This window comes from Mesorhizobium sp. B2-1-1 (assembly GCF_006442975.2).
GTDB lineage: Bacteria > Pseudomonadota > Alphaproteobacteria > Rhizobiales > Rhizobiaceae > Mesorhizobium.
In genome coordinates, this window is sequence record NZ_CP083954.1 from 2759630 (window position 1) to 2777064 (window position 17435).

The 17435-nt window shown below is 65.2% G+C and carries 23 protein-coding genes and 1 pseudogene; 14 read left to right on the forward strand and 10 right to left on the reverse strand.

Annotation, left to right across the window (positions count from 1 at the left end; all coding sequences use genetic code 11):
- Window positions 1-169: 169 nt before the first annotated feature.
- From FJ972_RS13515 to FJ972_RS13550, 8 genes and pseudogenes are all read left to right on the forward strand, one after another.
- Window positions 170-786, forward strand: a pseudogene (locus FJ972_RS13515) (hypothetical protein).
- 35 nt (window positions 787-821) lie between these two features.
- On the forward strand, window positions 822-1907 hold the full coding sequence (locus FJ972_RS13520; protein ID WP_140521510.1) for a D-alanine--D-alanine ligase family protein: 1086 nt from the start codon (window positions 822-824) through the stop codon (window positions 1905-1907).
- 69 nt (window positions 1908-1976) lie between these two features.
- Complete coding sequence (locus tag FJ972_RS13525; protein WP_140500011.1) at window positions 1977-2399, forward strand: VOC family protein; 423 nt, start codon at window positions 1977-1979, stop codon at window positions 2397-2399.
- A gap of 207 nt (window positions 2400-2606) precedes the next feature.
- Window positions 2607-2966: an SPW repeat protein gene (locus tag FJ972_RS13530; protein ID WP_140500009.1), complete on the forward strand. Its 360-nt coding sequence runs from the start codon at window positions 2607-2609 to the stop codon at window positions 2964-2966.
- Window positions 2967-3156: 190 nt separating this feature from the next.
- On the forward strand, window positions 3157-4530 hold the full coding sequence (locus tag FJ972_RS13535; protein WP_226880585.1) for an NfeD family protein: 1374 nt from the start codon (window positions 3157-3159) through the stop codon (window positions 4528-4530).
- Window positions 4527-5291 carry a slipin family protein gene (locus tag FJ972_RS13540; protein WP_140515988.1) on the forward strand — a complete coding sequence of 255 codons (765 nt, stop codon included), beginning with the start codon at window positions 4527-4529 and terminating at the stop codon, window positions 5289-5291. The genes FJ972_RS13535 and FJ972_RS13540 overlap by 4 nt, the downstream gene beginning before the upstream one ends.
- A 326-nt stretch (window positions 5292-5617) precedes the next feature.
- The gene (locus FJ972_RS13545; RefSeq protein ID WP_140521511.1) at window positions 5618-6610 is read left to right on the forward strand and encodes a sterol desaturase family protein; all 993 of its coding nucleotides are present in this window, start codon (window positions 5618-5620) and stop codon (window positions 6608-6610) included.
- The gene (locus tag FJ972_RS13550; protein WP_140521512.1) at window positions 6607-7758 is read left to right on the forward strand and encodes a GNAT family N-acetyltransferase; all 1152 of its coding nucleotides are present in this window, start codon (window positions 6607-6609) and stop codon (window positions 7756-7758) included. Before FJ972_RS13545 ends, FJ972_RS13550 begins: the two co-directional genes overlap by 4 nt.
- 26 nt (window positions 7759-7784) lie before the next feature.
- On the opposite strand, the gene FJ972_RS13555 is transcribed toward FJ972_RS13550, so the two are convergent.
- Window positions 7785-8792: an aldo/keto reductase gene (locus tag FJ972_RS13555; protein WP_140521513.1), complete on the reverse strand. Its 1008-nt coding sequence runs from the start codon at window positions 8790-8792 to the stop codon at window positions 7785-7787.
- Between the two features lie 144 nt (window positions 8793-8936).
- Window positions 8937-9227, reverse strand: coding sequence for a hypothetical protein (locus tag FJ972_RS13560; RefSeq protein WP_224519116.1), 291 nt, complete (start codon window positions 9225-9227; stop codon window positions 8937-8939).
- A gap of 257 nt (window positions 9228-9484) precedes the next feature.
- Here FJ972_RS13560 and FJ972_RS13565 point away from each other — a divergent pair, with 257 nt between their 5' ends.
- Together FJ972_RS13565 and FJ972_RS13570 are read left to right on the forward strand one after the other, a co-directional pair.
- Window positions 9485-9730: a hypothetical protein gene (locus FJ972_RS13565; RefSeq protein WP_140499998.1), complete on the forward strand. Its 246-nt coding sequence runs from the start codon at window positions 9485-9487 to the stop codon at window positions 9728-9730.
- Window positions 9731-10011: 281 nt separating this feature from the next.
- Window positions 10012-11076, forward strand: coding sequence for a sensor histidine kinase (locus tag FJ972_RS13570; RefSeq protein ID WP_140521514.1), 1065 nt, complete (start codon window positions 10012-10014; stop codon window positions 11074-11076).
- Window positions 11077-11134: 58 nt separating this feature from the next.
- On the opposite strand, the gene FJ972_RS13575 is transcribed toward FJ972_RS13570, so the two are convergent.
- Both FJ972_RS13575 and FJ972_RS13580 read right to left on the reverse strand, forming a co-directional pair.
- Complete coding sequence (locus FJ972_RS13575; RefSeq protein ID WP_140515979.1) at window positions 11135-11341, reverse strand: hypothetical protein; 207 nt, start codon at window positions 11339-11341, stop codon at window positions 11135-11137.
- 109 nt (window positions 11342-11450) lie between these two features.
- Complete coding sequence (locus FJ972_RS13580) at window positions 11451-11741, reverse strand: hypothetical protein (protein WP_140521515.1); 291 nt, start codon at window positions 11739-11741, stop codon at window positions 11451-11453.
- Window positions 11742-11969: 228 nt separating this feature from the next.
- Between FJ972_RS13580 and FJ972_RS13585 the strand changes: the two genes are divergently transcribed.
- Complete coding sequence (locus FJ972_RS13585; RefSeq protein WP_181173439.1) at window positions 11970-12122, forward strand: hypothetical protein; 153 nt, start codon at window positions 11970-11972, stop codon at window positions 12120-12122.
- Window positions 12123-12150: 28 nt separating this feature from the next.
- Here FJ972_RS13585 and FJ972_RS13590 read toward each other — a convergent pair whose 3' ends face one another.
- Window positions 12151-12465: a plasmid stabilization protein gene (locus tag FJ972_RS13590; RefSeq protein WP_140515975.1), complete on the reverse strand. Its 315-nt coding sequence runs from the start codon at window positions 12463-12465 to the stop codon at window positions 12151-12153.
- 157 nt (window positions 12466-12622) lie between these two features.
- Entirely contained in the window at window positions 12623-13555 is a 933-nt protein-coding gene (locus FJ972_RS13595) for an alpha/beta fold hydrolase (protein ID WP_140521516.1), read from the reverse strand.
- Window positions 13556-13749: 194 nt separating this feature from the next.
- Between FJ972_RS13595 and FJ972_RS13600 the strand changes: the two genes are divergently transcribed.
- Together FJ972_RS13600 and FJ972_RS13605 are read left to right on the forward strand one after the other, a co-directional pair.
- Window positions 13750-14727 carry an SDR family oxidoreductase gene (locus FJ972_RS13600; RefSeq protein WP_140499988.1) on the forward strand — a complete coding sequence of 326 codons (978 nt, stop codon included), beginning with the start codon at window positions 13750-13752 and terminating at the stop codon, window positions 14725-14727.
- Window positions 14728-14802: 75 nt separating this feature from the next.
- Complete coding sequence (locus tag FJ972_RS13605; protein WP_140499986.1) at window positions 14803-15099, forward strand: hypothetical protein; 297 nt, start codon at window positions 14803-14805, stop codon at window positions 15097-15099.
- A gap of 60 nt (window positions 15100-15159) precedes the next feature.
- On the opposite strand, the gene FJ972_RS13610 is transcribed toward FJ972_RS13605, so the two are convergent.
- From FJ972_RS13610 to FJ972_RS13620, 3 genes are all read right to left on the reverse strand, one after another.
- Window positions 15160-15411 (reverse strand): DUF982 domain-containing protein, encoded by a 252-nt coding sequence (locus tag FJ972_RS13610; protein ID WP_140499984.1) that lies wholly within the window; start codon window positions 15409-15411, stop codon window positions 15160-15162.
- 87 nt (window positions 15412-15498) lie between these two features.
- The gene (locus tag FJ972_RS13615) at window positions 15499-15942 is read right to left on the reverse strand and encodes a GFA family protein (protein WP_140521517.1); all 444 of its coding nucleotides are present in this window, start codon (window positions 15940-15942) and stop codon (window positions 15499-15501) included.
- Between the two features lie 81 nt (window positions 15943-16023).
- A complete protein-coding gene (locus FJ972_RS13620; RefSeq protein ID WP_115144153.1) occupies window positions 16024-16203 on the reverse strand; it encodes a DUF3606 domain-containing protein in 180 nt (59 codons plus the stop codon).
- 395 nt (window positions 16204-16598) lie between these two features.
- Between FJ972_RS13620 and FJ972_RS13625 the strand changes: the two genes are divergently transcribed.
- Complete coding sequence (locus FJ972_RS13625) at window positions 16599-17027, forward strand: DoxX family protein (RefSeq protein ID WP_140515969.1); 429 nt, start codon at window positions 16599-16601, stop codon at window positions 17025-17027.
- Here FJ972_RS13625 and FJ972_RS13630 read toward each other — a convergent pair whose 3' ends face one another.
- On the reverse strand, window positions 17028-17333 hold the full coding sequence (locus tag FJ972_RS13630) for a hypothetical protein (protein WP_140499979.1): 306 nt from the start codon (window positions 17331-17333) through the stop codon (window positions 17028-17030).
- Window positions 17334-17435: the final 102 nt, after the last annotated feature.

Here is a 17435-nt window from a genome sequence, read left to right on the forward strand (position 1 = left end):
CGGCTTCGTAGGGCTGAGAGTGCGCCGATCGGCGGGCATTGGCAAGCTTCGCCCGGCGGGCAAAACCCGAGCGCGGGCCATCGCCTGATCAGGCGAATGAGGTTTGAAGCACTGTTCTCCCCTCTCGTATCCCTGTATACGAAATTGAAATGATCTGTTTGAGGAATTGATGAGCCCACCGCCTGGAACCGTGCCGTTTTTCAGCCAGTGGGAGACGCCCGATATGACTTCGGCCGTCCTTGCCGATGGCGCCGAGGTGGCGCTGCGGCGCGATCCGCTGTGGGAGAACTCGGGCGCGCGCACACTCGACGAATACGCGCTGTGGGCCGCCAATGTCTGCGGCATGGCGTGCCCAAGATGATCCTGGCGGCGCGCGGCCAGATCGTGCCGACCATCGAACTGGCCAGGCGCTGCACCGGATATGGCGGTTATGTCGTCACCGAACGATCGATCAAGGGCCTGATCTACGCCCCCTTTGTCAGGTTCGTGAAGGCGGAATTCGGCCTGGAAGCGAAGGTGATGACCAGTGTCGCTACATCGGATATTCGGGCGATCCTCGGGCAGTCGCGCTTCTTCATCGCCTCGGTCAGCAGTTCGATCCGCTGGCCCGAGTGCGAGCCCCCCTCCAAGGGCGGCCATCTGGCGCTGGTCATGTCGGCATCGGATGAGGGTTTTTGCTTTCACAACCCGTCCGGCCATACCGGCGCCACACAGGCGAACGCAGTGTTGGCGCCGGCCGATTTCGACCGCTTCTTTGCCAATCGCGGCATTGCCGTCAGCCTTTGATCTCGAGGGATTTCGATGAAGGACAAGGCTTTTCAATGAAGACCAAGATTAGGGTCGCCGTCCTCTATGGCGGGCGTTCGGCCGAGCATGACGTGTCGCGCCTTTCGGCCGCCAATGTGCTGAAGGCCATCGACCGGACGCGCTACGAGGTGGTCCCGATCGCCATTTCCAGGGATGGTCGATGGCTGCTGCAATCTTCATCCGAAGCCGGCGACGACGGAGCAGGGGCGCCGATGTCTGAGGACGGCGTGGAGGTCGCACTGTTGCCCGGTGGCAGAGGCAGGTTGGTGGCCGCACCGGGCGGCGGAGCACAGCCCGACCTGCCGCCGGTCGACGTCGTCTTTCCCGTGCTGCACGGTCCTTTCGGCGAGGACGGCTCGGTGCAGGGCTATGCCGAGGTCGCCGACGTCGCCTATGTCGGCTGCGGCATTCTCGCCTCGGCCGCCGCCATGGACAAGGATGTCGCCAAGCGGCTGCTGCGCGAGGCCGGGCTGCCGGTTGCCCGTTCCGTCACCGTGCATCGAAACGATGTCGGGCCGTTCCAGGAGATCGCCGGCGCGCTCGGCCTGCCTTTCTTCGCCAAGCCGGCGCGCCAGGGCTCCTCCTTCGGCGTCAGCAAGGTGAACGACCGGGACGGCTTCGAACGGGCCGTCGAGACGGCTTTCCGCTATGACGGCAAGGTGCTGATCGAGGAGTTCGTCGAAGGCCGCGAGATCGAGTGCGCGGTGTTGCAGCAGGCCGATGGCGAACTGACGGTTTCGCTGCCCGGGGAGATCATTCCGGCCAGCCGGCACGGCTTCTACACCTACGAGGCCAAATATCTCGACGCCGACGGCGCCGTGGTGAACGTGCCCGCCGATGTCCCGTCCGCGGTCGCCGACGAGGCAAGGGAGATGACGGCACGGGCTTTCCAGGCGCTCGGCTGCGAGGCGATGGCCCGCGTCGACCTCTTCCTGCGCGCCGACGGCTCGCTGCTGGTCAACGAGGTCAACACGCTGCCCGGCTTCACCGACATCTCGATGTATGCCAAGGCGCTGGCGGCGATCGGCATCGGCTACAGCCAGGTCATCGACGTGCTGATCGAGCACGCACTGGCGCGGCATGCCGCGCGAAAGTCCTGACGTTCGGCGGGGCATTGACGCCGGATCATGCGAAGCTAGATTCGAGCCGTTGGCGAGAGGAGAGCTTGCATGGAAGAACTGCATCGCGGCCGGCTCATCGATCATATCCAGCTAGTGGTCAGGGACATCGCCGCCAGCCGCCGCTTTTACGAAGCAGTATTTCGAGTGCTCGATATTCCGATCGGCGGCAGCGCCGCCGATTATTTCTGGGCCGACGAGCTTTTCATTTCAACCGCCGACAGCCGCGCGGCCCGGGGAGAGTTGACCGGTCGCCATCACCTGGCATTCCAGGCGAAGGATCGCGCCATGGTCGATGCGTTCTACAAGGCTGGGCTGGACGGCGGCGGCAGGGACAATGGCGGGCCGGGTGAACGCCGGTACCACCCCGGCTACTACGCCGCTTTCCTTCTCGACCCGGACGGCAACAACATCGAAGCGGTGCATCACGGGGCGGCCAACCGCAGTGCCGCCTCGGTGAAGATCACGTTCTAGAATGCGCCGACAAGAGGCGGGTGGTTTTGCCTTGATGTGGCCCGTCCCGGCTTGATCCCAATCGGGTGGAGGAACTCGATCGATGCCAAGGCGACCCCGCGCGGGGCGGGCCTTGAAGGCCATGTGAGGCATAGTTACATCAACCATTAAGCGTGCGTTTGCACGCGAATACAACGCTTTGGCCAAGCTTCATCTATGGAGGTTGTCATGGCAAATACACTCATGGAAGGAAAGAAAGGCCAGGACTGGCTCAATCTGGTCCTTGCCGTCTGCCTGTTTATCTCACCCTGGATAATCGGCTTCGCTGCTGAAACCGCTCCCGCATGGAACGCCTGGATTGTCGGCGTCGTGCTGGGCGCGGTGGCCGTGGCGGCGCTTGCCGCCTTCGCCGAGTGGGAGGAATGGGTAGGTGTCGTTCTCGGGCTCTGGCTGATCGTGTCGCCCTGGCTGCTCAAATTCATGGCGAACACGAATGCGATGGCCACCCACGTCATTCTCGGCGTGCTGGTGGTTGCCGTATCGGGTTGGGCCGTCTGGGACGTCCGTCACCCGCACGCACATGCGTGACCGCTGACCAAGGACGGGGCCGGCGCGCGAGCGGGGCCCCTTCCGGCTTTGAACGTCTGCCCATTGCGTTTGCCGCCGGCTGCGAAGGGCAGGGTCGCCGGCTTGCAATCTGAGGCCAGGCCATGGATTTCGACGGACCGAACGCCATATCCTGCACAGCATATCCTGCGTAATCCAGGGAGTTTTGAGCGTGACCCTCGCGCGGATGGCGGTTTTTGCAGCGGCTTTCATGGCCGCCGCGGCCGCCAGTCACTCTCCCGTGACCGCGGAGGCTACGGAGAAGGTCGCGTTGCGCGTCGTGATCGACGGCGCCATCGGCCCGGCGAGTGCCAGGCAGCTCAACGAAGCGCTGGCGAACGCCGCCGAACGGCACGCCGAAGCGGTTGTCCTCGAGATCGATACACCGGGCGGGCTGGTCACCTCGATGCGCGAGATGATCGCCGATATCCTTGCCTCGCCGGTTCCCGTCATCGGCTATGTCGCGCCCGCCGGCGCGCACGCGGCAAGTGCCGGGACCTATATCCTTTATGCCACCCATGTCGCGGCGATGGCGCCCGGCACCAATCTGGGCGCCGCCACGCCGGTCGAGCTTGGCGGGCTGCCGTCCCTTCCCGGTGGCGACGAGAAGGACAAGGGCGACCAGAAGAATGCCACCGGGCCTCCGGCGGGCGACGCGATGATGACCAAGGTGACGAACGACGCGGTCGCCTTGATCCGTTCGCTCGCCGAACTGCGCGGCCGCAATGCCAACTGGGGCGAAAAGGCGGTGCGCGAAGCGGCCAGCCTTTCCGCCAATGCGGCACTTCAGGCACATGTAGTCGACCTCGTCGCCCGCGACACGGCCGAGCTGCTCCAGCTTGCCGACGGCCGCACGGTCGAGGTGGCCGGCAAGCAACAGGTGCTGGCGACCAAGGGCGTGGCGGTCGAGACGCTCGATCCCGGCTGGCTGATCCGGCTTCTCGCCGTCATCACCGATCCCAACATCGCCGTCGTCCTGATGCTGGCCGGCGTCTACGGCCTCGTCTTCGAGTTCACCAGCCCAGGCGCCGTAGCGCCCGGCGTGATCGGGACCATCTGCCTGCTGCTCGGGCTCTATGCCCTCAATTTGCTGCCGATCAGCTATACCGGCCTCGCCCTGATGCTGCTTGGCATCGCCTTCCTCGTCATCGAGGCCTTCAACCCGACCGTGGTGCTCGGGCTCGGAGGCGTGGCCGCCTTCCTGCTCGGCGCCGCCATGCTGCTCAAGGTCGAGGGCCCCGGCTTCGAGATGTCGTGGGCGCTCATCGGCACCGCCGCGGCGCTGACGCTTGGCCTGGCGCTGCTGGCCGGCAGCTATCTGTGGAGGGCGCGCAGGAGCCTGCCGCGTGTCGGCGCGCAGGCCATGCACGGGCTGCCGGCCAGGATCCTCGATTGGTCGGGAAGCGAGGGCCATGTGCTCGCGCAGGGCGAGCGCTGGCGGGCGAAAGCCGATGAACCGCTCGCCCCCGGCGACAGCGTCGAGGTGGCCGACGTCAGGGATCTCGTGCTGACGGTCCGGCGCAGGAACAATGGAGCAAGGCAATGATCATCGGTTACGTCGCCTATCTGGTGCTCGCCCTCATCGTGCTGATCTTCCTGTCCGCCGCCATTCGCATCCTGCGGGAATATGAGCGCGGCGTGGTCTTCACGCTCGGCCGCTTCACCGGGGTGAAGGGCCCCGGCCTCATCCTCCTCGTCCCCTTCGTCCAGCAGATGGTGCGGGTCGACCTGCGCGTGGTGGTCCAGGACGTGCCGCCGCAGGACGTGATCTCGCGCGACAATGTCTCGGTGAAGGTGAACGCGGTGCTGTATTTCCGCATCGTCGACGCCGAGCGGGCCGTCATCCAGGTCGAGGACTTCATGGCCGCGACAAACCAGCTCGCGCAGACCACGTTGCGCTCGGTTCTCGGCAAGCACGAACTCGACGAGATGCTGGCCGAGCGCGACAAGTTGAACAGCGACATCCAGGAGATCCTGGACCAGCGGACCGATGCATGGGGCATCAAGGTGTCCAATGTCGAGATCAAGCATGTCGACCTCAACGAGAACATGGTCCGCGCCATCGCCAAGCAGGCCGAGGCTGAAAGGCTGCGGCGCGCGAAGGTGATCAACGCCGATGGCGAGCAGCAGGCGGCGGCAAAGCTGGTCGAGGCCGGCAAGATGCTGGCGCAGGAGCCACAGGCCATGCAACTGCGCTATTTCGAGGCGCTGCACGACATCGCCGGCGAGCGCTCGTCGACGGTGGTGTTTCCGCTGCCGATGGACCTGCTAGCGATCTTCAACAAGCAGCCGGGCGCCGGGAAATAAGCTTGGGAGGGGTTTGGCAGCCCGGCCGCGGGCCGGCGAGCTCGGGACCGGCACGATCACCCGGCGATTCCCCGAAGTTGCGATCTCCACGCCAAGCGCTGCCGGTCCTTTGCTGTCAATTTTAGGAGTTTTATTCAGAATTCGGCAATATATAGCGGGCTTTTTAGCGGATTCATTGTTTTTAATTAGCTTAAGCTTTCGCTATGGATTCTCGACTAGGGTGACGGTGAAATGATCGAGAGCCCTGACGGCGTGGCGGCTTGCCCGGCCAGTCAGGTCAATCGCCTCCTGCAAGTCAAGCTTCGGTTGCATAAATGAGTGGGCCCATGTCGATTGCCGGCATCATCGAAAGGATCCTGGACAAGTTGTCCGGCTCCAGCCTGATTGCGGCCGGCCTTTTGCTGCTGACCGCGCTGGGCAGCGCCCTGATCGCCTATTGGCGGACGGCGGAGCGCAAGAGCTTCAGGGAATTCTTCGATTTCGTCTTTCCCAACGAGATCGTCACGCACCCCTCGGCGCGGGCGGACCTGCTTTTCTGGATCACCCGCAAGGCGATTATGCCCTTCCTGATGCTGCCCGCGGGCGTGACCTTCGTCGTCGCCGTCGGTTACGCGACGAATCGGACGCTGGCGGCACTCCTCCAGATCGAGCCGCCGCTGCTGCCGGGACCGCCGGGAGCGGTGACGATCGTCATCTTCACGGTGACGATGCTGATCGCCTACGACATATCCTATTACCTGTACCATGTGGCCCAGCACCGCTTCCCGTTCCTGTGGGAACTGCACAAGGTGCATCACTCGGCGGAGGTGATGGTCGGGATCACCAAGGATAGGGTTCATCCGCTCGACGAGCTCATGAACCGCGCCTGGGACGGCGTCATACCTGGGATCTGCTTCGGCATCTGGACCCTTTTGTCGCTTAACCTCGTCGAAGTGACGATCTTCGGCGTCAACGTCTACGTCATGCGCAATATCCTGATGATGGATTTCGTCAGGCACACCCATTTCAAGATATCGTTCGGGCCGCTCAACAACATCGTGCTGTGCCCGCATTGGCACCAACTGCACCACAGCGTCGATCCAAGGCACTACGACAAGAATTTCGGCTTGCTGTTCTCGTTCTGGGACCGGCTATTCGGAACGTTGTGCGTGCCCAAGCCCGATGAGGATTTCAGGTTCGGATTGATGGAACGCGGCGCGCGCGACTATCAATCCCTGTCGGGGCTTTACGTGCTGCCGCTCAAGAAGATGTGGGGGCACATCGCCCGGCGGTTTCGCCGCCGCGCTTCGTCCGAGCCGACACGGAGCCCGCAGCCATGAACGCTCACGCCGCGATCGAGGGCCCGAAGGCCGGCGCTTTGGAGATCGTCACCTCCGAGGAGCGCCTCGCGTCGGTCGGGCCGGCCTGGACGGAGCTGTGGCGCCGGGCGGAGGGGCTGATCTTTCAAAGCCACGCCTGGGTCACGGCGTGGTGGCAGACGGCCCCGGACCGGGAGCTGCGTGGTCTCAGGATCGGCCTCGTCTGGAACGGTGACCGGATCGACTCCGTCATCCCGCTGGCGACGGTGCGGCGCAAGGGCGTCAACGTCCTGGAATGGGCTGCCAAGGACCACAGCGACTATGGCGACGTGCTGGTCGCGCCGGACTGCGATCCGGCGGCGGTCGCGGCGCTATGGCAGGAAATTTCGGCCGCGGGCGGCTTCGATCTCGTCTATCTGAACCGCCTGCTGCCGGACGCCGCGATGCGCACGCTGCTTGCTCCCGCTTCGGCGCCCAAGATGGCGCTGCGCCCGAACCGCCGCAGCGAAACCAGCTTCCGGGTCGCCGGGCCATGGCGTACGGGCGCGGACTGGTTCGGGGAACAAACGAAGAAGATGCGCCAGAATTATCGCCGTGGCCGCAAATTCCTCGAGGAAGGCGGCGAAGTGCGGTTCCGCCTCATGTCGCCGGACGAGCCGATGCAGCCCGTCCTCGACAGGCTCGCCGAGTTCAAGCGCAAATGGCTCGCCGCGCGCGGACACGAATCCAACCTGTTCGATGAGGGGTCGCCGGCCCTGGCCGCGCTGGTCGCGGTGCTGGCCAGGGAAGGGCTCCTGCATGTCTTCGTGCTGGAATGCGCCGGGATGGTGGTGGCGGTCTCGATCAATTTCGTCCAGCGCAACACGATGATGGCCTTCGTCACGACCTACGATCCGGATGTCGAACGGGCGTCTCCCGGCATGGTGCTGATGATGGACTACATCCAGTGGTCGATCGACAGAGGGCTGACGATGATCGACTTCCTGTGCGGCGGCGAGGACTTCAAGCGGCGCTTCGCGACCCAGTCGGTGACGCTGGATTCGGTGCTGGGAACAAGGACCTTGCGCGGAACACTCGCCGCGCTGGCGGACCGGACCCTGCACGCCGGCAGGGAACTTCACCAGCGGTTGCGGCCCGATCCTCGGCAAAAGCCCGCACCGGTGGAATAGGCCCGATTCACCGGCGACGTGCGAACCTATCGGTCGATCATCATCATGGTGCGGTCGCCGTAGCGCGGGCCGGAGACCTTCCCCGGGGCCAGCGCGTCGTCGAGCGCCGCCATCTCGGCGGCCTCCAGTTTCAGCGACGCAGCGGCGACATTTTCTTCCAGATATTTGATCCGCTTGGTGCCGGGGATCGGCACGATGTCGACACTGAAGACGTTGCCCTTCTCCAGGAGCCAGGCCAGCGCGATCTGCCCTGGCTTGACGCCTTTGGCGGCGGCGATGTCGCGGACCTTTGCGGCGGCCTCGACATTGGCGTCATAGTTCGCACCCTGGTAGCGCGGGTCGCCGCGGCGGTAATCGCCTTCCGGATAGTCCTCGGCGCGCTTGGCGCCGCCGGTCAGGAAGCCGCGGCCGAGCGGTGAGAACGGCACCAGGCCGATGCCGGTTTGCCGCAGCAGGGGAATGATTTCCGGCTCGAGATTGCGCTCCCACAGCGAGTACTCGCTCTGCAGCGCCGAGACCGGAAACACGGCGTGCGCCCGCTGGATGTTCGCGGCTCCCGCCTCCGACAGGCCGAAGAAGCGGACCTTGCCCTGTTTGACCAGTTCGCCGACCGTGCCGGCGACATCCTCGGCCGGCACGGCTGGGTCGACACGGTGCTGGTAGAGAAGGTCGATATGGTCGGTGGCGAGCCGCTTCAACGACCCTTCAACCGCCGCCCTGATGGTTTGCGGCCTGCTGTCGCGTTCGGTGCCGACCTGCCGGCCATTTTCGATGCGAAAGCCGAATTTGGTGGCGATGGTCACCTGGTCGCGCTTGCCCTTCAAGGCGCGGCCGAGCAGCGCCTCATTGGCGTAAGGGCCATACACCTCGGCGGTGTCGAGGAAGGTGCAGCCGAGTTCGATGGCGCGGTGCAGCGTGGCGATGGATTCGGCTTCGTCGGCCGGGCCGTAGGACTGGCTCATGCCCATGCAGCCGAGGCCGATGGCAGAAACCCGCAGCCCCTGGCTGCCGAGCTTGCGTGTGTCGAGCGTCATGGCGTGTTCTCCGGAGGGGAATTCAACACCATATAGCGCGCGCGCTCAATTTCCACAGGTAGGCCGCGTCCAGCGGGCTCGCCCGGCCACCGGAGCCCTGATGCAGGTCGCCCGAAATGACTTGGCGCGTCGCCTCAAATCCGTTCAGACGAGGCGCTTCAGGGCAGGGGCCGGTCCGCCGGGGCGGCCGTTGACATGAGCGTCCGGCAGGCGGTCGATCATGGTCAGGCCCTCGAATTCGATGGCGGCGCCAAGCAGTTGGGCGGCCGCCAGGACCAGGTGCTCGACGTCCTCGAGAGCAACGTTTTCGTCGAGGTTCCTGAGCCTGATCCGTTCGGCCACCGCGGTGATGTTGACGATGCCGTACGTCCTGAAAGCCGTGGTGACCGCGGATTGAACGTCATCGCGCAACCGCGTCGAGTAGTCATACCGCATGGAAACCTCCTGGACTGGTTTTGCCTTTGTAGCATGCGCCTCGCATCGGTGTGTGGCAAGCGGAAATCTGAAAATACTCGATATATATCAGTTAGTTAGCATGGTTACGCAAAGGCGCGCCCGACGCTTTATAGCCATCATGAGCAGGATGGGGAGGTCGCGTATTTGCCGACCTTGACGTGTTAGGATTGCTATCCTAATTATTAGTGGAATGAGACAGATACTCATTCACGTATTCGGTTGTGCGAGGAAGTGCCGTGACTGAACTGGAACGTCCTGAACGCTTGCAGGTCATGCTGACCGCCGACGAACTGGCGGCACTGGAGAACTGGCGCTTCGACAAGCGCATGCCGAGCCGCTCGGCCGCGGTCAGGGAGCTCTTGCGGCGTGGCCTCGCCTCGGACGGATTCCTGGCGGCGGAGCAGGGCGTCAAGTCCCAGGACTTCGGACTGCTGTCCACCCCAGGCGGCAACGGCAATGTGGGCGACGGCCATTCTGACTGAGGCGCGGTGACATTCAGGTGATGCCGGCCCGCAAGGACGGGTTCCGCGCTTCCGGTGCCCATCGACTTGAATGTCCGCTCTGTCCTGGTGCTCGAAAACCGTTTGTATGGTCGCTGGCGTCTCCGATGCCGGCCGCCCTGATCTGCGGAACGACCTTCCCCTCGATCACTCCAGCCGGCGAGGCGATTTCGATGAAGTTGAAGCAGCAGGCTGCTTCAACGTGATTGCCTTGTCCGGCGCACGCGTTATCTAGTGGCTATAGGCTGACACCTGGCGGGGCAATGGCTGACATAGCAAGCGGTGAAAAACAGGACGCAACGGCCGATGCGCAGCTGGCGGCGATCGTCGATTCCTCCTTCGACGCCATCATCAGCAAGGACCTGAACAGCATCATCAAAAGCTGGAACCAGGCGGCCGAACGCATGTTCGGCTACAGCGCGCAGGAAGCGGTGGGCCAGTCGATCCTGATGCTCATCCCCGATCACCTCAAGAACGAGGAGACCGAGATCATCGCCAAGGTCCGCCGCGGCGAGCGCCTGGCGAGCTACGAGACGACGCGAAAGCGCAAGGACGGCACCTTCATTGCCGTCTCGCTGACGGTGTCGCCGATCAGGAACGCCAGCGGCGAGATCGTCGGCGCCTCGAAGATCGCCCGCGACATCAGTGCCAGCAGGGAGAACGAGCGCCGGATCAAGATGCTGATGCGCGAGGTCAACCATCGCGTCAAGAACCAGTTCGCGGTGATCCTGTCGATGGTCAGGGAAACCAGCAAGCGCTCGCAGGACCCGCGCGAGTTCGAGGAGATGATCCGCGCCCGCATCATGGCGCTGTCACGCTCGCACGATCTGCTGGTCACCTCGAACTGGGCGGGAGCCAGCCTGTTCGACCTGGTCCAGGAACATCTCAAACCGTTCGGCCGCGAGGAGCAGATACTGCTTTCGGGACCGCTGCTGACCTTGCAGTCGAATGCGGTGCAGAATCTCGGCATGGCTTTCCACGAGCTCGGCACCAATTCGTCCAAGTATGGAGCGCTCGCCAGCGATTCCGGCCGGGTCGAGGTGACCTGGAGCATGAGCGACGACGCTCTGGCCGAACGCGAATTCCAACTTGTCTGGGAGGAGCGGTCGCCCCCCTATAGCGGCGGCGACGAGCGCGACGACACCACGCGCAAGGGGTTCGGCACCGTTGTCCTGCAAAGGGTGGCGCCGCAGTCGCTCGGCGGGTCCGCCGTGATCGAGCGCTCGCCCGGCTATTTCAGATGGACGCTGAATGCGCCGCTGGCGTCGATCATTGTGCCGCAGCACCCTATGGAAGACGCCGGCCAGACGATCGGCTTAGGCATCTGAAAGCTGCCGCTGCCGATCCGCCGTGGCCAAGGCGCGCCGCATTTGCGGATTCAGGCGACTACAGGATGTTGCCCGTCACCTCGACGATGATCGCAGCCCCTTCGAGCGAGCCGTCGGGCACATGCACGACACGCGAAACGCGCAGGTCCTGGGCGTTTCCGTCGACGGACAGCGAAACGCTCTCGCCGATCCGGGGCACGGCCTGGAAAACGGCCTCGATCGATTGAGGCCGGTTGTCGATGGATACGCGGCAGTTGACGGTCATGGGCATCTCCTGTGGCGGCCACCCCACGCGTCAACGCCGGCCCCTCGGAATGGTTTCAGGCAGGGATGCGGCAATCCCCGAACGTCGATGCCGGCGCCTGGCCGACCGGTCAATTCGGGAAATTGTTGACCGGCTCCTCGCAGCGGTAGACCGGACAGTGCCCGTCACGGGCCGGGATATAGGCCGACATCGGCACTTCGGGCCAATCGCATTCATTGCCGAACTGCCTGACATAGCGGTCATAGGTGTTGGGGCCGGTGGTCAGCACGACGGCGCGGTGGCTCTGGATCATGGCGCGGATCTGCGCGCAGCTCATGGCGCGGCTGTCGGGCCGGGCTTCGGCCAGGCCGGTGGCGGCAAGCATGGCAGCCACGGTCGGCAACAGTATTCGAACGGACATGGCGGTCTCTCCAAGGCATGATCCGCAACGCCGGGCGGTTTGCGCCTGGTCGCGGCATACCGGGGAGATTCGCACTTTGTCTGGCGGTTGCGCAACAGCCGGCGTCTTCTCTTGCCAGGGACGGCGCGGGCGCGCAACCAAATCGCGCCTCGCGCATTGCTGGGCATGCTCGGCAGGAAGCCTTACCAGACCCCGCGATGGCCGCCCGGGAACAGGGAGCGCGAAGCCATGTGCTGTTCGTTCTGCGGCGGCCGCGACCACGGCTACGAGGACTGTCCGCAAAGACCGCCGTCCGACAATCCGGCCGAGCCGAACTTCGATGATCCGCCGGGCGGCGATCTGATCAAGAGCGGCCCGGGCGAGGGCAGGCAAGGCGCATAAGAATTTCGCGATCCGGTCGCCCCGCGCATCAATGGGCGTGCGCTTCGTTGCGCTTGCGGGTCGCGGCTGCCTTCCTGGCCGATGCCGACCGGCTCGCGGCCGAACGCGAGGCGGAAGCCTTGCCGCCCTTTTCGCCGCCCTTGTGCGCGGCGGGATGGCCGGTGTGCTTGCCGCGGCCGGAGCCGCCCTCCTTCTTGCCGCCGCCATCATCCTTGTTGACGGTGGCCCAGGCGCGGCGCTCGGCTTCCTTCTCGGACACGCCGCGATGCTCGTAGCCCTCGGCGATGTGGTCTGCCTTGCGCTCCTGCTTGTCGGTGTATTTCGATTTTTCTCCACGTGGCATGGCTCTGCTCCCGGGTTCATCCGATGCCCCTGCAACTGCGCAGCCAAGGATGTGGTTCCAATTCCCTTGGTCGCGGCCGGCTGAGAAGGTTCCCGCTGAGCCGCTCCAGGCGTTAGTTCGACGCGATTCCCCAGGGAAAGCGCTAGGTGGGAAACCGCTAGGCACTTTTCCTAACATTGCCCTCTCGGGCGGCGGTTTCGGGGCCGGCGAAGAAAGCGCTCAATTCGGCGGCCGTTTGCGCGGGTGCTTCTTCGGGAAAGAAATGCCCGCCCTGGACCGCATGGCCGCGCAGATCGCCGGCCCAGCCGCGCCACAAGGCCAGCGGTCCGCCTTCGCCGGCATACCATTCGGCGAGCGCGCCTTGCCCGCTCCACAGCGCCAGCACCGCGCAGGCTATGCGCCGGCCGCCGGCGCGATCGGCATGGTCGTGCCCGCGGTCGAGCATCGCGGCCGCCCGGTACTCCTCGCAGATCGCATGGGCATGGGCGGGATCGCGCAGGGCCTCGACATAGGCCTGGCGCACGCCGGCGGAAAATGTCTCTGGCGACGAGCCCCAGCCGCCCAGGGCATCATCGACGATCGCGTCGGCCGCACTGGCCAGGAGCTTTTCCGGCAGCGGCTCCGGCTGCGCCAGCAACGACCACGGCCAATAGCCGAGCGCCAGCCTGGCGTCGGCCCGGTCCCAGGCGTCGGCGGTGGGCACGATGTCGAGCACGGCAAGCCTTTCGACGCGGTCGGGATGGTCGAGCGCGAGGCGGTAGGCGACACGCCCGCCGCGATCATGGCCGGCGACCATGAAGCTGGAAAAGCCGAGCTCGGCCATCAGCGCCACCATGTCGCGGGCCATGGCGCGCTTGGCGTAAGGGGCGTGATCGGCGCTCGACGCCGGGCATGAGCTGGCGCCATAGCCGCGCAGGTCGGCGCATATGACGGTGAACCGGTCCGCCAGGCGTGGCGCCACGTCGCGCCACATCAGATGCGTCTGCGGAAAGCCGTGCAGCAGAAGGACGGCGGGCCCGTCGCCGGCGCGCCGGGCGAAGATGCGGGCGTCGCCGCAGTCGACCTCGAGGGTCTGAAAACCTTCGAACATGATTGCCTCCGGCAGGCGAAACGGCGGCAGGACGCGAGCGGTTGCAATGCGCGCCTGCGAAAGCCGCCAACTTTTTCCGCCGACATGCGTTGTCCCTGCGAGCAGAGCGTTTGGACCGAAGACATCGCGAACAGTTCCGCGCGTTGCGCGAGGAGGTTCGGGATGTCTCCGGTCCAAACACAGAGGAGATGACCATGCCGACCAGCACCCAGAGCGACAGTTCGAAAGCAACCAGCAAGCAGCGCAGCATCCAGCGCAAGGTCGACGCCAAGGACCGCGCCAAGGCCAAGCCCAAGGGCGACGGCGCCATGCAGGCCGGCGCGCGAAAATATCCCGCGCCGCCTTTTCCCGCCCAGCATCATCCCAAACCCGGCGAGGAATGGGCCATCGAGCCGGCGCCGCTCTATGACGCGCCGTTCTGGCGCGGTTCGGGAAAGCTGGAAGGCAAGGCGGCGTTGATCACCGGCGGCGATTCCGGGATCGGCCGTGCGGTGGCCGTGCTGTTCGCGCGCGAGGGTGCCGATATCGCCATCGTCTATCTCAGCGAGGACCGTGACGCGGAGGCGACCAAGCAAGCGGTCGAAGCGGAGGGCCGCCGCTGCCTCGCCTTGCGCGGCGATGTCGGCAATCGCGCCTTCTGCGCCAAGGCCGTGGCAAGGGTCGTCAAGGAACTGGGGCGGCTCGACGTGCTGGTCAACAACGCCGCCTTCCAGATCCATTCCACCGATTTCGCCGACCTGACCGAGGAGCATTTCGACACCACGCTGAAGACCAACCTCTACGGCTACTTCCATATGGCGCAAGAGGCGGTGGCGCACATGAAGCCGGGTTCGGCCATCATCAACACCGGTTCGGTCACCGGCATCGAGGGATCGAAGGACCTGGTCGACTACTCCATGACCAAGGGCGGCATCCATGCCTTCACCCGGGCGCTGTCGGGCAACCTCGTCGGCAAGGGCATCCGCGTCAACGCGGTGGCGCCGGGGCCGGTGTGGACGCCGCTCAATCCGTCGGAGAAGGAGGCGCAGGACGTGTCGCAGTTCGGCGCCAAGACGCCGATGAAGCGGCCCGCCCAGCCGGAGGAAATCGCGCCGGCCTATGTGTTCCTGGCTTCGCCGCAATGCTCCAGCTACATCACCGGCGAAATCCTGCCGATCGTCGGCGGTTATTGAGGCAAGCCTATCGAAGGCACGCCATCGACTATTGGGCGGCCGGTGAGGGCGGCCCAACCTGGAAAGGAGGCCGAGATGAGACTTCTCGCCATCATGTCCGTCAGCCTGATGCTCGCCGCGCCCGCCGCGGCGCTGGCGCAGGCCGAGCAGCAGAACCCCGACAAGCAGGCGCCCAGCGAAAAATGCCGGGCCAAGCCCGACGGCAACCAGCAGCCGACCGACAACACGCTGACCGAGACGCTGAACGATTGCGGCGGCGTGCTGAAGCCGCCGCCGACAGGCGACCAGGGCATGGCCGCGCCGGCGCCCAACGAAGGCAAGACGCCGGTGATCAAACCGGGTGAAGTGCCGCCGCAGCCGCCGAAACAGTAGCCGGCGGCTTGCCGCGATGCAGCTATCGGGTTCCGAACCGCCCCTTGAGGCGGCAGGCTTTCAGGATTTGCCGTTGCCGGGCAGAAATTCCGCCTCGCGCCCGGCATCGATCATGGCCCGCATCGCCTTCTCGGCCGGGGTCCAGCCATCGAGGGCATCGCGGCAGCTGCGCCATGCGGCGCGGTAGCGCCGGCCGTGCTTGCCGGGCCAGTCGCGCAGGCATTCCAGGCCTTCCCAGGCGCTGCGCACCACGCGCTCGCGGGCCGGTCCGACCTTCAGCCTGACCGGACGGGGAAAGAACTTGTCGTTCACGGCGATCTCCATTGAAACTGAGGCGCCCGATAACGCCGGCCGCCGTTCCGGGGTTCCGTCGCAGCCGCTAAACTTTTCGACTAATTTTCAGCCGCCGGGAGCTGCGTCCGACAGCGGCCTCGGCGGCGGCGGGCCGGGAGCCTGCGCGGCGGGCCGGTCGTGCTCGAACTGCCGCGTATCGGGCAAGGCGTGCAGCCAGGATTCGCGCCGGCCGATCCACAATTCGTACTCCGGCATGAGATCGGTCGGCGCCACGTCCAAGCTGCCGATCATCACCTCGGCTTCGTCGTCGCTGAGCGAGGCGACACGGCCGCCGCAGGTCGGGCAGAAGCCGCGGCCGGCATAGGTGCCGAGGATGCCCGATGTCTCGAAGGCCTGGCGCGGCCAGATGGCGAAGGCGGCAAAGGCGGAGCCGCTGGTCTTGCGGCAATCCTTGCAATGGCAGAGACCCACCCGCAGGGGCGGACCGCTGACGGTGAACTGCACGCCGCCGCAAAGGCAGCTGCCGGTTCTGCGCGCGGTGTCGGGCATGGCCGTGGCCTCCAACCATTCGGTGCCGCAATGCGCCCGGGGTCTTGCCCGGGCAACGCTTCCAACGCCGGTCGCGCAGAGCTATCCGCGCGCGGCCATGTGGTTGTCGAGCTTCTTCCTCGAGGGCCCGTAGCGCTTGATGATGGTCTGGGCCTCGCTCTGCGGGATGCCGTATTTGCGGGCGAAAGCGGCAACCTCATAGGTTTCCTCGCTCGAAACCAGCTTGCGATCCTGCTTGATCTTCGATTTGTCGTCCGCCATGCCGAGCCTCACTTTCCACCCCCGGCGCGCCGCCGTCGCGGCGCGACCCTGCGGTCATACATAACAGCATTTGACGCCGCTGGTTCCATAGCGGCTTTTGCGCGCTTTGGCGATCACGGACCGGAATATCGGCTCCGCTGCCTCAGGCCGGCTCCAGGCGCATGGCGGAGAGATACATCAGGGCCGATGCGGCCCCCTCTATCAAGGAGCCGGCAAAACTGACTCCGGTTTTTGCGACAGCGGCCCGATCATGTGGCGCCGATCGCGACATCCGGAAAAAACTTCGGCGGATATGTCGGATGCGCGGTGCGTGGCGCGTCCTAGGAGCAATTCCAGGAAAGTTCGGTTTCCATCCGGAATTGGGTAAGACAAGCAAACGAAACGGGAGAACAACCATGCCGTCGCCAACCGTCCAATCGCCGTGGCAGACCGCCGCCTTGCTCATCGCCCGCCTGATCTTCGCGGCCGTCTTCCTAATGGCGGTGACGTTCAAGTTCATGGGCATGGGCGCCACCGCCGGCTATATCGCCGCCGCCGGCTTTCCGTTTCCGCTGTTCCTGGCCTGGTGCGCGGCGATACTGGAGGTGCTGCTGGTGATCGCTTTCCTCACCGGCGCCTTCTTCACGCCGGCCGCGCTGGTCGCGGCGGTCTACGTGCTGTTCCTCGGCTTCGCCTTCCACGGACCGAGCCACTGGGCCGGCAACCAGGCGGAATTCGGCTTCTTCGTCGACCATTTTTCCTTCCTGGCCGGGCTGCTGTTCGCCGCCGTGCACGGGCCGGGCCGCGTGCTTTCGCTCAATCCGGGATGGCCGGGCAGGGCGTAGCTACATCTGGTCGTTGTAGGGTTCCTTCATCTGGCCGACCATGCGCGCCAGTTTCGAAAAGGACGGCATGTCAGCTTCGGGCTGGCACTGGTTGGCGAGCTCCAGCAGCCGGATCGGGAAATTGACGGCGTCGCGGCTCGACGCCGACATGCCCTCGGACCGCTCCTCGCTGGTTTCGCCGGCTTCGGCCTTGCGCAGGGCGATGTCGATCTCCTCTGATGTCAGCACGCCCTTCCTGACCAGGACGTGGTTGATCGATGCGACGGCCATCAGCAGGCCCTCGAGTTGCAGGTTGGCGACGTTCATGGCGGTTGCTCCCATCGGTGAGGCGCGTCACGCTGAACAGGGCCCGTGCGACGCACTTGCAGGTATCGGCCTACGCATGTCGCCCAAAACCGAGGTCACTTT

Bases quoted from the DNA above. Each gene is read 5' to 3' on its own strand.
- FJ972_RS13525 (WP_140500011.1), top strand. From the start codon at position 1,977: ATGGAAGAACTGCATCGCGGCCGGCTCATCGATCATATCCAGCTAGTG.
- FJ972_RS13575 (WP_140515979.1), bottom strand. From the start codon at position 11,341: ATGACCGTCAACTGCCGCGTATCCATCGACAACCGGCCTCAATCGATC.
- FJ972_RS13545 (WP_140521511.1), top strand. From the start codon at position 5,618: ATGTCGATTGCCGGCATCATCGAAAGGATCCTGGACAAGTTGTCCGGC.
- FJ972_RS13520 (WP_140521510.1), top strand. From the start codon at position 822: ATGAAGACCAAGATTAGGGTCGCCGTCCTCTATGGCGGGCGTTCGGCC.
- FJ972_RS13605 (WP_140499986.1), top strand. From the start codon at position 14,803: ATGAGACTTCTCGCCATCATGTCCGTCAGCCTGATGCTCGCCGCGCCC.
- FJ972_RS13530 (WP_140500009.1), top strand. From the start codon at position 2,607: ATGGCAAATACACTCATGGAAGGAAAGAAAGGCCAGGACTGGCTCAAT.
- FJ972_RS13540 (WP_140515988.1), top strand. From the start codon at position 4,527: ATGATCATCGGTTACGTCGCCTATCTGGTGCTCGCCCTCATCGTGCTG.
- FJ972_RS13615 (WP_140521517.1), bottom strand. From the start codon at position 15,942: ATGCCCGACACCGCGCGCAGAACCGGCAGCTGCCTTTGCGGCGGCGTG.
- FJ972_RS13550 (WP_140521512.1), top strand. From the start codon at position 6,607: ATGAACGCTCACGCCGCGATCGAGGGCCCGAAGGCCGGCGCTTTGGAG.
- FJ972_RS13625 (WP_140515969.1), top strand. From the start codon at position 16,599: ATGCCGTCGCCAACCGTCCAATCGCCGTGGCAGACCGCCGCCTTGCTC.
- FJ972_RS13555 (WP_140521513.1), bottom strand. From the start codon at position 8,792: ATGACGCTCGACACACGCAAGCTCGGCAGCCAGGGGCTGCGGGTTTCT.
- FJ972_RS13630 (WP_140499979.1), bottom strand. From the start codon at position 17,333: ATGAACGTCGCCAACCTGCAACTCGAGGGCCTGCTGATGGCCGTCGCA.
- FJ972_RS13570 (WP_140521514.1), top strand. From the start codon at position 10,012: ATGGCTGACATAGCAAGCGGTGAAAAACAGGACGCAACGGCCGATGCG.
- FJ972_RS13590 (WP_140515975.1), bottom strand. From the start codon at position 12,465: ATGCCACGTGGAGAAAAATCGAAATACACCGACAAGCAGGAGCGCAAG.
- FJ972_RS13585 (WP_181173439.1), top strand. From the start codon at position 11,970: ATGTGCTGTTCGTTCTGCGGCGGCCGCGACCACGGCTACGAGGACTGT.
- FJ972_RS13600 (WP_140499988.1), top strand. From the start codon at position 13,750: ATGCCGACCAGCACCCAGAGCGACAGTTCGAAAGCAACCAGCAAGCAG.
- FJ972_RS13595 (WP_140521516.1), bottom strand. From the start codon at position 13,555: ATGTTCGAAGGTTTTCAGACCCTCGAGGTCGACTGCGGCGACGCCCGC.
- FJ972_RS13580 (WP_140521515.1), bottom strand. From the start codon at position 11,741: ATGTCCGTTCGAATACTGTTGCCGACCGTGGCTGCCATGCTTGCCGCC.
- FJ972_RS13560 (WP_224519116.1), bottom strand. From the start codon at position 9,227: ATGCGGTATGACTACTCGACGCGGTTGCGCGATGACGTTCAATCCGCG.
- FJ972_RS13620 (WP_115144153.1), bottom strand. From the start codon at position 16,203: ATGGCGGACGACAAATCGAAGATCAAGCAGGATCGCAAGCTGGTTTCG.